Source organism: Streptomyces sp. NPDC058697 (genome assembly GCF_042715345.1).
Classification (GTDB): Bacteria; Actinomycetota; Actinomycetes; order Streptomycetales; family Streptomycetaceae; genus Streptomyces; species Streptomyces liliifuscus.
Genome location: NZ_JBHXSU010000024.1, coordinates 108,971 through 123,843, shown reverse-complemented (window position 1 = coordinate 123,843; position 14,873 = coordinate 108,971). Strand labels below are relative to the sequence as shown.

Here is a 14,873-nt window from a genome sequence, read left to right as displayed (position 1 = left end):
CCGTAACTCTGCGTTCCCAACGCTGTGCGGTTCATGCGGCGCCCGGTGGTGTCACGGGTGGTGCGTCCGGCTTCGCGCGCCCCGATGTGCATCGCTCCGCCCACTTCCGGCCGTCATGTGTCAAGTGAATCGCGTACAGGCCGCCGGGAGTTCATTCGAAGGGGTGGCGAATGGTGGCGTTTCCGGGATCGCCATGGCTGGAGGGGTGATCGTAGGATTACCGTGAGTGCACGGGTCCTGGGGACGCATGCACTCGTGGGTATGCCGGAGGCAACTCGGCTTCCCGTTCGATGGGTGAGAACCACCGGACGGACGACCATATGTACCGGCATTCTGGTAGGGCTTGGCGCACACAGCGCACAAGTGGGTTCAGGGATGGGGGCGTTCCAGTGGGCGGCAACGGCGGAGGCGGGACGACTGCTGACAAGCGCCCCAATGAGCTGTTGGGCTCGTGGTTCGTGCGCAGCGGTTGGTCCAAGGGCGAGCTGGCGCGTCAAGTGAACCGCAGAGCACGCCAGTTGGGAGCCAACCACATCTCGACGGACACCTCGCGCGTCCGCCGCTGGCTGGACGGCGAGAATCCCCGCGAGCCCATCCCGCGCATCCTCTCCGAGCTGTTCTCCGAGCGTTTCGGCTGTGTCGTCGCCGTCGAGGACCTGGGCCTGCGCGCCGCCCACCAGTCACCGTCCGTGTCCGGCGTCGACCTGCCGTGGACCGGTCCGCAGACCGTCGCCCTGATCGGTGAGTTCTCGCGCAGCGACCTGATGCTGGCGCGGCGCGGATTCCTCGGCACGTCACTGGCGCTCTCGGCGGGCCCCTCGCTGATCGAGCCCATGCAGCGCTGGCTGGTGCCCAGCCCCGTCACTCCCCGTGAGCAGCCCGAGTCGGCCGCCGCCTCGCGCCGCCCCGGCCGGCTCTCCCAGCCCGAGCTGGACCTCCTCGAATCCACCACGGTGATGTTCCGCCAGTGGGACGCCCAGTGCGGCGGCGGTCTGCGACGCAAGGCGGTCGTCGGCCAGCTGCACGAGGTGACCGACCTCCTCCAGGAGCCCCAGCCCGAGGCCACCACCAGGCGCCTGTTCAAGGTCGCCGCCGAGCTGGCCGAGCTGGCGGGCTGGATGAGCTACGACGTCGGTCTCCAGCCGACCGCCCAGAAGTACTTCGTCCTCGCCCTGCACGCCGCCAAGGAAGCCGCCGACAAGCCCCTCGGTTCGTACGTCCTGTCCAGCATGAGCCGCCAGATGATCCACCTCGGCCGGCCCGACGACGCTCTGGAACTGATCCACCTCGCGCAGTACGGAAGCCGCGACTGCGCGAGCCCCCGCACCCAGTCCATGCTGTATGCGATGGAGGCCCGGGCCTACGCCAACATGGGGCAGCCCGGAAAGTGCAAGCGGGCCGTCCGGATGGCCGAGGACACCTTCGGTGACGCGGTCGAGTCCGACGAGCCCGAGCCCGACTGGATCCGCTTCTTCTCCGAGGCCGAGCTGCACGGCGAGAACTCCCACTCCTTCCGCGACCTGGCCTATGTCGCGGGCCGCAGCCCCACGTACGCCTCGCTCGCCGAGCCCGTCATGCAGAAGGCCGTCGACCTCTTCGAGAAGGACGCCGAGCACCAGCGTTCGTACGCACTCAACCTCGTCGGGATGGGCACGGTGCACCTGCTCCGGCGCGAGCCCGAGCAGAGCACGGTCCTGGTGCGCCAGGCCCTCAGGATCGCCAAGAAGGTGCGCTCCGAGCGGGTCAACACTCGTATCCGAAAAACCGTCGACACGGCTGTACGCGATTTCGGGGATCTCGCCGCAGTGGTGGACCTGACCGAGCAGCTCGCCATCGATCTGCCCGAGACCGCCGAGGCGGTCTGACCCCAGTACCCCGGCCGCGGCCGCCGTCCTTAACAGCCCGACTCGGCTCCCCCATGCCAGGTCATCGGACGGCCGACCGCGGCCGGTTCCATACCTTCGATGAAGGTTGCGCCACGATAACGATCGCGCGGACCGACATCTGCCAGTTCATCGACGCGTAACACACAGGACCTCTTCGTCACTGCGGCGAAACATCGAGGGGTGCCGGTCGAAACGGCGCTGCGCCAATCTCTGGCGCATAACCGGCCCACCCCTCATAACCGCTCATGGCTTCGCCCGCACGGGGCCGTACCAAACGACGAGGAGACGCCGATGGCACCAGCCATCACGCTTGCCGCAGACGCTCCCACGCTGTCTGCCGCCAACACCGGGTTCATGCTCATCTGTTCCGCCCTGGTGCTGATCATGACTCCCGGACTCGCCTTCTTCTACGGAGGCATGGTCCGGGTCAAGAGCACCCTGAACATGTTGATGATGAGCTTCATCAGCATGGGGATCGTCACCATCCTGTGGGTGCTCTACGGCTTCTCGCTCGCCTTCGGCACCGACTCGGGCGGCATCATCGGCTGGTCCTCGGACTTCGTGGGCCTCAGCGGAATCGGCATCACGCAGCTCTGGGACGGCTACACCATCCCGATCTACGTCTTCGCCGTCTTCCAGCTGATGTTCGCGATCATCACGCCCGCCCTGATCAGCGGCGCCGTCGCCGACCGTGTGAAGTTCACGGGCTGGGCGCTGTTCGTCGCCCTGTGGGCCACGGTCGTCTACTTCCCGGTCGCGCACTGGGTCTGGGGCGCGGGCGGCTGGGCCTTCGAGCTCGGCGTCATCGACTTCGCCGGTGGTACGGCGGTCCACATCAACGCGGGTGCCGCGGCACTCGGTGTGATCCTCGTGATCGGCAAGCGCGTCGGCTTCAAGAAGGACCCGATGCGCCCGCACAGCCTGCCGCTGGTCATGCTCGGCGCCGGTCTGCTGTGGTTCGGCTGGTTCGGATTCAACGCCGGCTCCTGGCTGGGCAACGACGACGGCGTCGGCGCGCTGATGTTCATCAACACGCAGATCGCCACCGCCGCGGCCATGCTGGCCTGGCTCGCCTACGAGAAGGTCCGCCACGGCGCGTTCACCACGCTCGGTGCCGCCTCCGGCGCGGTCGCCGGTCTGGTCGCCATCACCCCGTCGGGTGGTGCGGTCTCCCCGCTCGGCGCGATCGCCGTCGGCGCCATCGCCGGTCTGCTCTGCGCCATGGCCGTCGGCCTCAAGTACAAGTTCGGCTACGACGACTCGCTCGACGTCGTCGGCGTCCACCTCGTCGGCGGTGTCGTCGGCTCCCTGCTGATCGGCTTCTTCGCCACCGGCGGCGGCCAGTCCGACGTCGCGGGCCTCTTCTACGGCGGCGGCCTCGACCAGTTCTGGAAGCAGTGCGCCGGTGTCTTCGCGGTCCTCGCCTACTCCCTCGTGGCCTCCGCGGTCCTCGCCTTCCTGATCGACAAGACGATCGGGATGCGTGTCTCCGAGGACGACGAGATCGCGGGCATCGACCAGGCCGAGCACGCCGAGACCGCATACGACTTCAGCGGTGCCGGCGGCGGCGCCGCCCGGACCGCGGTACCGGCCCCGGTCGCCGGCAGCGCGAGCAAGAAGGTGGACGCATGAAGCTCATCACCGCCGTCGTGAAGCCCCACCGGCTCGACGAGATCAAGGAGGCCCTGCAGGCCTTCGGCGTGCACGGTCTGACGGTCACCGAGGCGAGCGGCTACGGTCGTCAGCGGGGCCACACCGAGGTCTACCGCGGTGCCGAGTACACCGTCGACCTCGTCCCCAAGATCCGCATCGAGGTGCTGGTCGAGGACGACGACGCCGAGCAGCTGCTCGACGTCATCGTGAAGGCGGCCCGTACCGGCAAGATCGGCGACGGCAAGGTCTGGTCCGTCCCGGTCGAGACGGCGGTCCGGGTCCGGACCGGCGAGCGCGGACCCGACGCGCTGTAGGCAGAACAAGAACAGGAGCCACTGGGTGACGAGTACGGACGTGCGTACGGAAGCAGAGGACTCGGGACCCAGCGGCTATGCGGCGGCCCGGCTGCGCCTCCTCCAGGAGGGGGCGCGGTCCGGGCCGCCGCGCCGTGCGGCCCTCGCCGAACTGACCGACGACTGGCTGTCCGGTCTGTTCGACGCGGGCGCCGACAAGCTCCGCGGCATCTCCCTCGTCGCCGTCGGCGGCTACGGCCGCGGAGAGCTCTCCCCGCGCAGCGATCTCGACCTGCTGCTCCTGCACGACGGCAGCGCCGACTCCGGCGCCGTGGCCTCCCTCGCCGACCGCATCTGGTACCCGGTCTGGGACCTCGGCCTCGACCTCGACCACTCCGTCCGTACGCCCGCCGAAGCACGCAAGGTCGCGGGCGAGGACCTCAAGGTCCAGCTCGGACTGCTCGACGCCCGGCACCTCGCAGGCGACCTCGGCCTCACCGCAGGACTGCGCACGGCCGTCCTCGCCGACTGGCGAAACCAGGCGCCGAAACGTCTCCCCGAACTCCAGGAACTGTGCGCCGAACGCGCCGAGCGCCAGGGCGAGCTGCAGTTCCTCCTCGAACCCGACCTCAAGGAGGCCCGCGGTGGCCTGCGCGACGCCACCGCGCTGCGCGCCGTCGCCGCCTCCTGGCTCGCCGACGCCCCGCGCGAGGGCCTCGCCGACGCCCGCAGGCGCCTCCTCGACGTCCGTGACGCCCTGCACCTTGCCACCGGCCGCGCCACCGACCGCCTCTCCCTCCAGGAACAGGACCAGGTCGCCGCCGAACTCGGCCTGCTCGACGCCGACACACTCCTGCGCCAGGTGTACGAGGCCGCCCGCGTCGTCTCGTACGCCAGTGATGTCACCTGGCGCGAGGTGGGGCGCGTGTTGCGGTCGCGCGCCGTACGGCCTCGGCTGCGCGCCATGCTGGGCGGCGGCAAGCCGACCGCCGAGCGCTCACCGCTGGCCGAGGGCGTCGTCGAGCAGGACGGCGAGGTCGTCCTCGCCCGCGCCGCACGCCCCGACCGCGACCCCGTGCTGCCGCTGCGCGCCGCCGCCGCGGCCGCCCAGGCAGGCCTGCCCCTCTCCCTGCACGCCGTGCGCCGCATGGCCGCCGGGGTCCGCCCGCTGCCCACACCCTGGCCCGCGGAAGCCCGTCAGCAGCTCGTCACGCTGCTCGGCTCGGGACCCTCGACCATCGAGGTCTGGGAGGCCCTGGAGGCGGAGGGCCTGATCACCCGGCTGCTGCCCGACTGGGAGCGCGTCCGCTGCCGCCCGCAGCGCAACGCCGTCCACATCTGGACCGTCGACCGCCACCTGATCGAGACGGCCGTGCGCGCCGCGGAGTTCACCCGCCGCGTCCACCGCCCCGACCTGCTGCTGGTCTCCGCCCTGCTGCACGACATCGGCAAGGGCTGGCCCGGCGACCACTCCGTGGCCGGCGAGATCATCGCGCGGGACGTGGCCGCCCGGATCGGCTTCGACCGCTCGGACGTGGCCGTGCTCGCCACCCTCGTACGCCATCACCTGCTGCTCGTCGAGACGGCGACCCGGCGCGACCTGGAGGACCCGGCCACCGTGCGCTCGGTCGCCGAGGCGGTCGGCTCGCAGGGCACGCTGGAACTGCTGCACGCGCTGACCGAGGCCGACGCGCTGGCCACCGGGCCCGCAGCCTGGTCCTCGTGGCGCGCCTCCCTCGTCGCCGACCTGGTCAAGCGGGTCTCCGCCGTGCTCGCCGGGGACACCCCCGAGGAGCCCGAGGCCGCCGCGCCCACCGCCGAGCAGGAGCGGCTCGCCATCGAGGCGTTCCGCACCGGCGGACCCGTACTCGCGCTGCGCGCCCAGACCGAGCCGCCGGCCGAACCGCCCGCCGAGGAGCCGTCCGGCGACCCGGAGCCCCTCGGTGTGGAGCTGCTCATCGCGGTACCGGACCAGAAGGGCGTCCTGCCGGCCGTCGCGGGCGTCCTCGCCATGCACCGGCTCACCGTGCGGACGGCGGAGCTGCGGGCGCTGGACCTGCCCGACGGCGTCTCCGGCTCCGTACTGCTCCTCGACTGGCGGGTCGCCGCCGAGTACGGCTCACTGCCGCAGGCCGCCCGCCTGCGCGCCGATCTCGTACGCGCCCTCGACGGGTCCCTCGACATCGCCGGACGCCTCGCCGAGCGGGACGCCGCGTATCCGCGCCGACGGGGGATCGTGGCGCCGCCTGCCCGGGTGACCGTGGCTGCCGCCGCGTCCCGGCTCGCCACCGTCATCGAAGTGCGTGCGCATGACGCGCCTGGGCTGCTGCACCGGATCGGGCGGGCGCTGGAGCAGGCGCAGGTGCGGGTGCGTAGCGCGCATGTGTCCACGCTGGGGGCGAACGCGGTGGATGCGTTCTATGTGACGGGGCCGGAGGGGGCGCCGTTGCCGGGGGAGCAGGCGGCTTCGGTTGCTCGGGCGTTGGAGGACACGTTGCGGGAGTGAGTGTTCCGTCGGCGGGTCGGTCGTTGGCTGCGGGCCGTCTGTGGCTGGTCGCGCCCACGCGGCGGAGCCGCATGATGTCACAGCCCCGCGCCCCTGAAGGGGCTCTGCGGGCGGAAGCCTGTGACGGGGTGGAGACCCTTCCTGGCGCGGACAGATACCCTGGAGGGCGGACCTGCCCCCCTGCCCCCTACTTGAGGATTCGCGACCGCCGTGTTCGACACTCTCTCCGATCGCCTCGCAGCGACATTCAAGAACCTTCGCGGCAAGGGGCGCCTGTCCGAGGCGGACATCGACGCCACCGCGCGCGAGATCCGTATCGCCCTGCTGGAAGCGGATGTCGCGCTGCCGGTCGTGCGGGCCTTCATCAAGCAGGTCAAGGAGAGGGCCCTCGGGGCCGAGGTGTCCCAGGCACTCAACCCCGCCCAGCAGGTCATCAAGATCGTCAACGAGGAGCTCGTCGGCATCCTCGGCGGCGAGACCCGTCGGCTGCGCTTCGCCAAGCAGCCGCCGACCGTGATCATGCTCGCGGGTCTGCAGGGTGCCGGTAAGACCACGCTCGCCGGAAAGCTCGGCAAGTGGCTCCAGGGCCAGGGGCACGCCCCGCTGCTCGTCGCCTGCGACCTCCAGCGCCCGAACGCCGTGACCCAGCTGAGCGTCGTCGCCGAGCGCGCCGGGGTCGGCGTCTACGCCCCCCAGCCGGGCAACGGCGTCGGTGACCCGGTCCAGGTCGCCAAGGACTCCATCGAGTACGCGAAGCAGAAGCAGCACGACGTCGTCATCGTCGACACCGCCGGCCGCCTCGGTATCGACCAGGAGCTGATGCAGCAGGCCGCGGACATCCGCGACGCGGTCTCGCCCGACGAGATCCTCTTCGTCGTCGACGCGATGGTCGGCCAGGACGCGGTCAACACCGCCGAGGCCTTCCGTGACGGCGTCGGCTTCGACGGCGTGGTCCTCTCGAAGCTCGACGGCGACGCCCGTGGTGGTGCCGCGCTCTCCATCGCGCACGTCACCGGCCGCCAGGTCATGTTCGCCTCGAACGGCGAGAAGCTGGACGACTTCGACGCGTTCCACCCGGACCGCATGGCGTCCCGCATCCTCGGCATGGGCGACATGCTCACGCTGATCGAGAAGGCCGAGCAGACCTTCTCGCAGCAAGAGGCCGAGCAGATGGCCGAGAAGCTGGCCTCCAAGAAGGGCCAGGACTTCACGCTCGACGACTTCCTGGCCCAGATGGAGCAGGTCAGGAAGATGGGCTCCATCTCCAAGCTGCTCGGCATGCTCCCCGGCATGGGCCAGATCAAGGACCAGATCAACAACCTGGACGAGCGTGACGTCGACCGCACGGCCGCCATCATCAAGTCGATGACGCCGGGCGAGCGCCAGGAGCCGACGATCATCAACGGTTCGCGCCGCGCCCGTATCGCCAAGGGCTCCGGTGTCGAGGTCAGCGCGGTCAAGGGCCTGGTCGAGCGGTTCTTCGAGGCCCGCAAGATGATGTCCCGCATGGCCCAGGGCGGCGGTATGCCGGGCATGCCCGGGATGCCGGGTACGGGTGGTGGCGCCGGCCGCTCGAAGAAGCAGCCCAAGAAGGCCAAGGGCAAGCAGCGCTCCGGCAACCCGATGAAGCGCAAGCAGCAGGAGGAGGAGGCCGCCGCGCGCCGCGAGGCAGCCGGACAGGCCGGCGGAGCCTTCGGCCTGCCGGGCGGCCAGCAGCAGCCGCAGGACTTCGAGCTGCCGGACGAGTTCAAGAAGTTCATGGGCTGACGACTTCTCGGTACGAGGCTTCGGTACGAGGCTGGGGGCGCCCTTCTTTGGGAGGGCGCCCCCAGCCACGTTTGTGCCGGTGCCGGTGCCGGTGCCGGTGCCGGTGCCGGTGCCGGTGTCAGGACCGGCGTGGGCGTGGGCGTCGGCGCTTGCCCTTCGCGCGCATGCTGGTGCGGCCTTCGTGTCGTAACGTCCGCATATGAGCAACCCCGTGCCGCCGCGCAAGGCCCCCGACCAGCCGTGGCGCTCCGAGGGCACTCCGGAGGAGGAGCCGCCGAAGCCGTCGCCCGGTGGTGGGAAGCGGTTCCGCGGCGGCTGGTGGAGCCTGGTTCTCGCAGCACTGGTCGTCTTCCTGATCGCCAACCTCGTGCTGTCCTTCTTCAACGAGGGCGACGAACCGACGATCTCGTACACGGAGTTCAGCAAGCAGGTCGACGACGGCAATGTCACCAAGATCTACTCCAAGGGTGACGCCATCCAGGGCCAGCTCAAGAAGGCTCAGGACAACCCCGAGGACGACGGGAAGTACACCAAGTTCAAGACCCAGCGCCCGGTCTTCGCCGACGATCAGCTCTGGGAACAGCTGGACAAGCACAACGTCACCGTGACGGCCGAGCCGGTGGTCCAGCAGCGCAGCCTCCTGGCGAACCTGCTGATCTCGCTGGCGCCGATGCTGCTGCTGGTCGTCCTGTGGATCTTCATCGCCCGGCGGATGCGCGCGGGCCTGGGCGGCGCCGGCGGCATGCTCGGCCGCAAGGCGCCGCCCAAGCCGGTGGAACTGCAGCCCGGCGCCGAGCGCACGACGTTCGCCGACGTGGCCGGTATCGATGAGGTCGAGGGCGAGCTCAACGACGTGGTCGACTTCCTGAAGAACCCGGACGCCTACCGCAGGATGGGCGCGAAGATGCCACGCGGGGTGCTGCTCGCGGGTGCGCCCGGGACTGGCAAGACGCTGCTCGCGCGGGCGGTCGCCGGGGAGGCGGGCGTGCCGTTCTTCTCGGCCTCCGCCTCGGAGTTCATCGAGATGATCGTGGGCGTCGGCGCCTCGCGTGTGCGGGAGCTGTTCGCGGAGGCACGCAAGGTTGCCCCGTCGATCATCTTCATCGACGAGATCGACACCATCGGGCGGGCCCGGGCCGGCGGTTCCGGCATGGGTGGCCACGACGAGCGCGAGCAGACGCTGAACCAGATCCTCACCGAGATGGACGGCTTCTCCGGCTCCGAGGGCGTGATCGTCATCGCGGCGACGAACCGGGCCGACGTCCTGGACCCCGCGCTGACCCGGCCCGGCCGCTTCGACCGGGTCGTCAGCGTCTCGCCTCCCGACCGCGCCGGCCGTGAGGCGATCCTGGAGATCCACACCCGGGAGATCCCGCTCGCGCCCGATGTCGACCTCGGTCAGATCGCCCGTTCGACGCCGGGCATGACCGGTGCGGAGCTGGCCAACCTGGCGAACGAGGGGGCGCTCCTCGCGGTGAAGCGCAAGCAGTCCCAGGTCACCCGGAGCGACCTCTCCGAGGCGCTGGAGAAGGTGCAGCTGGGGGCGGAACGGCCGCTGGTCATGCCGGAGGAGGAACGCCGGCGCACCGCCTACCACGAGAGCGGGCACGCCCTCCTCGGCATGCTGCAGCCGGGCGCCGATCCGGTCCGCAAGGTCACCATCGTGCCGCGCGGGCGGGCGCTGGGGGTCACGCTCTCCACTCCTGACGCCGACCGGTACGCGTACACGGAGGAGTATCTGCGCGGGCGGATCATCGGGGCCCTGGGTGGCATGGCGGCGGAGCATGTCGTCTTCGACGTGGTCACGACCGGGGCCGAGAACGATCTGGAGCAGGTCACCAACATCGCCCGGGGCATGGTCGCGCGCTGGGGCATGAGCGAACGCGTCGGCCGCCTTTCCGCCCTTCCGGGCGATGCCCAGCAGGCGTACGGGCTCTCCGCCGCGCCTCAGACCCTCGACACGATCGAGCACGAGATGCGGCGGATCGTGGACGAGTGCTACGAGGAGGCGTGCGGCAAGCTCCGCGCCCACCGCCCCCAACTCGATGCCCTCGCGGCGGCGCTCCTGGAGAACGAGACGCTGGACGAGGCGGACGCGTACCGGGTCGCGGGGGTCACGCGCCTGACGAAGGACGACTGAGGATCACTTTTCTCGCCCCCGCCGCCCCTACCCATTCCCGTCCCTTTTCGGGGGCTCCGCCCCCGAACCCCCGCTCCTCAAACGCCGGAGGGGCTGAAGATTTCGCGGCCCGGGCCGACAATTTCAGCCCGTCCGGCGTTTGAGGACGAGGCCGTTCAGGCCGATGCGGGGGTCTGGGGGCGCAGCCCCCAGGGGATGGGAACGGGTAGGGGCGGCGGGGGCGAAGGAAATTCGGGTCAGGGCGTACGCGCGATCAGGTAGCGGAAGATGTTCGGCATCCACACCGTTCCGTCCCGCCGCTGATGCGGATGCAACGCCTCGCGGACCTCCTTGTCGACCTGAGCCTGATCCGTCGCCGCGACGGCAGCGTCGAACAGCCCCGTGGAGAGCAACCCCCGCACCGCGGCGTCCACATCGGCGTACCCGAAGGGACAGGCAACCCGCCCCGACCCGTCGGGCCGAAGCCCGGCACGCTGAGCGACCTCCTCCAGATCGTCCCGAAGGGCAGGACGCCAACTCCCGGCCCCCCGCAGCGGATCCGCCAGCTTCGTGGCGACCCGCAGCACCGAGGCGGTCGCGCACCGCTCGGGCGGCCCCCACCCCGCGAGCACGACAGGAACCCCCCGCCCCACAAGCGGACGCGCCCCCGCCAGCAACTCACCCAGCCCTTCGGAGTCCCCGCCCACACACCCGATCGGCTCGAAGGCCGTCACCAGGTTGTACGCGGCCGCACCCGAGTCGTCCGAGTCAGCAGCGCCGGAGGCGAGGTCCGCAGGCTCCCCGTCGACCAGCCGAGTCCCGGCACGCGCACGCGTGCCCCACGACTGGGGCAGCAACCGCTCCCGCGCGAGAGCCAGCCGCTCGGGCGCGCCGGCATCGACACCGGTGACTCCGGCACCCCGGGAGGCAGCCATCAGCAGCGCGAGACCGGATCCGCAGCCGAGCCCCAACAGCCGGGTGGCTGAGCCCACTTCGAGCCGCTGGTACACGGCCTCGTAGAGCGGGACGAGCATCCGCTCCTGAATCTCGGCCCAGTCACGCGCGCGTGCCCACGGATCCACCCGGGGAGCGGTCCCCGCGTGAGGTAGGTGATGCCGCACGAGCGTAGGTGTCATCGAAAGCGCCCCAATCCGCCGAGAGTTGATTCCTGTGCCCCGTTTCTCCGCCCCCGTGCAGTGCGCGCGCACTCCGCCCCCGTATGCCAGGAAACTCCGCGCTCGTCGTGGCGTCCAGGGGTTACGGAGCCCGGTTTGTGTGCCACCGGCGCGCGCCGCAAAAATTCACATACCGGCAACATGTGCCCGTACCATCGCGTCATGGCAAAGGCACCTGTTCTCACGCCTCGGGCGGACGACTTCCCGCGCTGGTACCAGGACCTGATCACCAAGGCCGAGCTGGCCGACAACGGTCCGGTGCGCGGCACGATGGTCATCCGGCCGTACGGCTACGGGTTGTGGGAGCGGATGCAGCAGGAGATGGACGCCCGGATCAAGGAGGCGGGTGCCCAGAACGCGTACTTCCCGCTCTTCATCCCGCAGTCGTACCTGACGAAGGAGGCCGAGCACGTCGAGGGCTTCGCGCCCGAGCTCGCCGTCGTCACACACGCCGGAGGCAAGGAGCTGGAGGAGCCGGTCGTCGTCCGCCCCACCTCCGAGACGATCGTCAACGACTACTTCTCCAAGTGGGTGCAGAGCTACCGCGACCTCCCGCTGCTGATCAACCAGTGGGCGAACGTGGTCCGTTGGGAGATGCGCCCGCGCGTGTTCCTCCGTACGACGGAATTCCTGTGGCAGGAGGGACACACGGCCCACGCCACGTACGAGGACGCCCGGGACTACGCCGCGCACATCCACGAGAAGGTGTACGCCGACTTCATGGTGAACGTCCTGGGCATCGATGTGGTGCTGGGGCGGAAGACACCGGCCGAGCGGTTCGCGGGCGCCGTCAACACCCTCACCCTCGAAGCCATGATGGGTGACGGCAAGGCCCTGCAGATGGGCACCAGCCATGAGTTGGGCCAGAACTTCGCGAAGGCATTCAACACCCGGTACCTGTCCCGGGACGGCCGGCAGGAGTTGGTCTGGCAGACCTCCTGGGGCTCCTCGACCCGCATGGTGGGTGGCCTGATCATGTCGCACGGCGATGACAGTGGGTTGCGGGTGCCGCCGCGCCTGGCCCCCGTACAGGCCGTCGTCCTCGCCATCAAGGGCGACGATGCGGTTCTGGCCAAGGTCCACGAGATCGGCGACCGGCTGAAGGCGGCGGGCGTACGGGTCCGGGTCGACGACCGGACGGACACCCCGTTCGGCCGCCGCGCCGTCGACTGGGAACTCAAGGGCGTCCCCGTACGTATCGAGGTCGGCCCCCGTGACCTGGAGAACGGCACCGCGATGCTGGCCCGCCGCATCCCCGGCGGAAAGGAGCCGGTGACGATCGACTCCCTCGTACGGCTGCTGCCCGCGGTGCTCGAAGAGGACCAGGCCCTGCTGCTGACGCAGTCGCGCGAGCGGCGGGAGTCCCGGACGTCCGAGGTGTCGACGATCGGCGAGGCGATCGAGGCCGCCGTCGCCGGCGGATGGGCGCGTATTCCCTGGGCCACCCTCGGCGAAGAGGGCGAGGCCGAGCTCGCGGCCCACGCGGTGACCGTACGGTGTCTGGTCGCGGAAGACGGGTCGGTGCCCGGGAGCGACGACGCACCCGGTAACGTCGCAGTCGTGGCCCGCGCCTACTGAGCCCCGGCATTCCGTCGCGAGAAGGACCGAAACGCCTCTTGCGCATCTGATGACCGCAGGTGCCCCGGCGCGCAGACACCGTCTACAGGCCGGGGCGTACGAGTCACTACGTACCGGCTAGGTGTGAACTGCGAGGCTTCTCCGCAGATCAGCGCACCCGCCCTCGTCAGGACGCATCAGCGGCAACTGACGGGTACGTGTAAATTATTTGGGATGCCCCGGAATAGGAACACAGAGGCACCCCGGCTCGTTGTCATTACGTGAGCACGACACCACCTGTTCTCGCCGCAGAGCTGGCAGGGGCGTGGGCCGACATTCAGCGGCACCACCCCGAGCTGCCCGATCTTGCCGCGCCAGAGTCCCTGATCGGAGAGTCGTCGTCCGCCTGCGGGCACGAGCTCTCCTTCGAGCGACTGCTTCACGAAGCAGTCCACGGCATCGCCGCCGCGCGAGGTGTCCGAGACACCTCCCGCGCCGGCCGGTACCACAACCGCAGATTCCTCGCGATCGCCGAGGAGCTGGGCCTGGACCACCCCGAGGAGCCGCATCCCAGCAGTGGCTTCTCGCTGGTCACGCTCAACCCCGAGGCGAAGCGGCGCTACCGCCCGACGATCGAGCGGCTGCAGCGCGCCCTCAAGGCGCACACGGTCGCGACCGCCGCGGACACGGCCCGCAGCTTCCGGGGCCCGGCCGCCCGGCACGGCTCCTCCGGAGGAGGCGTGCGCGTGAAGGCGGTGTGCGACTGCGGGCGCAACGTCCGCGTCGTCCCGTCGGTCCTCGCCCAGGCGCCGATCGTGTGCGGAGGGTGCGGGAAGCCGTTCCGTATCCCGGAGGTGGTCGGCGCCGCAGCGGGCTGAGCGGACAGTCGTCGTAGCGGCGGGCCGTCGTGCCGCCGGGGTGGTGCGGGAGAGCGCAGTGGCATCTCGTGGGTGCCGGGTTGCGCAGCGGCCCACCTCGACGGCGACACCCGCGTGGGGCCCGACCGTGCCGCGGGCCGGTCATGCGCTGCCCGGGTCGAGGCCCCGGTCAGGGTGTGGCAGAATGGCCAGCTGTACTCGACAGCCGCACAGGACCCCTCTCTCCTCCGGCTGACGCGTCCATCGGGCACTCGGGTACCGCAACCCCACGCGGCAATTTCGTCGTGCCCAACCACGTCAAGACCAGGAGACACCACTCCAGTGGCAGTCAAGATCAAGCTGAAGCGTCTGGGCAAGATCCGTTCGCCTCACTACCGCATTGTCGTAGCCGACTCCCGTACCCGCCGTGACGGCAGGGCCATCGAGGAGATCGGTCTGTACCACCCGGTGCAGAACCCCTCGCGCATCGAGGTCGACTCCGAGCGTGCGCAGTACTGGCTGGGTGTCGGCGCGCAGCCGACCGAGCCCGTGCTCGCCATTCTCAAGCTGACCGGCGACTGGCAGAAGCACAAGGGCGAGCCCGCCCCGGCGCCGCTGCTCGTGGCCGAGCCGAAGGCCGCGCGCCCGTTGTTCGACGCCCTGGGCGGCGACGACGAGGGCAAGGGTGAGGCCATCACCCAGAAGAAGAAGGCTGAGAAGAAGGACGAGGCTTCCGCCGAGTCCGCGTCGACCGAGGCCTGAGCATGCTCGAGGAGGCTCTCGAGCACCTCGTGAAGGGCATCGTCGACAACCCGGACGATGTGCAGGTCGCCTCGCGCAACCTGCGTCGCGGACGCGTTCTCGAGGTCCGGGTGCACCCCGACGACCTCGGTAAGGTGATCGGCCGCAACGGCCGCACCGCACGCGCGCTGCGCACCGTCGTGGGCGCCATCGGCGGCCGCGGCGTCCGCGTCGACCTCGTCGACGTGGACCACGTCCGCTGACGTAAAAGCAGCACCGGCTCGGGCCGGGGAGGGCCATTGGGCCGTCCCCGGCCCGT

General features: G+C 70.3%; 11 protein-coding genes. 10 read left to right on the top strand and 1 reads right to left on the bottom strand.

All coding sequences use genetic code 11. From position 1 onward, the window contains the following. Positions 1-389: 389 nt before the first annotated feature. From ACFWXQ_RS37660 to ftsH, 6 genes are all read left to right on the top strand, one after another. Complete coding sequence (locus ACFWXQ_RS37660; RefSeq protein ID WP_383953376.1) at positions 390-1,865, top strand: hypothetical protein; 1,476 nt, start codon at positions 390-392, stop codon at positions 1,863-1,865. A 312-nt stretch (positions 1,866-2,177) separates the two neighbouring features. Then, complete coding sequence (locus tag ACFWXQ_RS37655) at positions 2,178-3,518, top strand: ammonium transporter (RefSeq protein WP_383953374.1); 1,341 nt, start codon at positions 2,178-2,180, stop codon at positions 3,516-3,518. After that, positions 3,515-3,853, top strand: coding sequence for a P-II family nitrogen regulator (locus tag ACFWXQ_RS37650; RefSeq protein ID WP_055510557.1), 339 nt, complete (start codon positions 3,515-3,517; stop codon positions 3,851-3,853). The genes ACFWXQ_RS37655 and ACFWXQ_RS37650 overlap by 4 nt, the downstream gene beginning before the upstream one ends. A 25-nt stretch (positions 3,854-3,878) precedes the next feature. After that, entirely contained in the window at positions 3,879-6,338 is a 2,460-nt protein-coding gene (locus tag ACFWXQ_RS37645) for a [protein-PII] uridylyltransferase (RefSeq protein WP_383953372.1), read from the top strand. 210 nt (positions 6,339-6,548) lie between these two features. Continuing rightward, complete coding sequence (ffh, locus tag ACFWXQ_RS37640) at positions 6,549-8,105, top strand: signal recognition particle protein (protein WP_200395641.1); 1,557 nt, start codon at positions 6,549-6,551, stop codon at positions 8,103-8,105. A 199-nt stretch (positions 8,106-8,304) separates the two neighbouring features. Then, complete coding sequence (gene ftsH, locus ACFWXQ_RS37635) at positions 8,305-10,245, top strand: ATP-dependent zinc metalloprotease FtsH (protein WP_383953370.1); 1,941 nt, start codon at positions 8,305-8,307, stop codon at positions 10,243-10,245. A 236-nt stretch (positions 10,246-10,481) separates the two neighbouring features. Here the strand turns inward: ftsH and ACFWXQ_RS37630 are convergent, their stop codons facing one another. Further along, a complete protein-coding gene (locus ACFWXQ_RS37630; protein ID WP_383944498.1) occupies positions 10,482-11,360 on the bottom strand; it encodes an SAM-dependent methyltransferase in 879 nt (292 codons plus the stop codon). A 201-nt stretch (positions 11,361-11,561) separates the two neighbouring features. On the opposite strand from ACFWXQ_RS37630, the gene proS reads away from it, so the two are divergent. The 4 genes from proS (at position 11,562) to ACFWXQ_RS37610 (ending at position 14,817) form a co-directional block, all read left to right on the top strand. Beyond that, complete coding sequence (proS, locus tag ACFWXQ_RS37625) at positions 11,562-12,977, top strand: proline--tRNA ligase (protein ID WP_383944494.1); 1,416 nt, start codon at positions 11,562-11,564, stop codon at positions 12,975-12,977. Between the two features lie 260 nt (positions 12,978-13,237). Beyond that, entirely contained in the window at positions 13,238-13,834 is a 597-nt protein-coding gene (locus tag ACFWXQ_RS37620; RefSeq protein ID WP_107021810.1) for a hypothetical protein, read from the top strand. Between the two features lie 321 nt (positions 13,835-14,155). Beyond that, positions 14,156-14,575, top strand: a complete 420-nt coding sequence (gene rpsP, locus ACFWXQ_RS37615) for a 30S ribosomal protein S16 (protein WP_383944491.1) — start codon at positions 14,156-14,158, stop codon at positions 14,573-14,575. 2 nt (positions 14,576-14,577) lie between these two features. Continuing rightward, a complete protein-coding gene (locus ACFWXQ_RS37610) occupies positions 14,578-14,817 on the top strand; it encodes an RNA-binding protein (protein ID WP_003973401.1) in 240 nt (79 codons plus the stop codon). Positions 14,818-14,873: the final 56 nt, after the last annotated feature.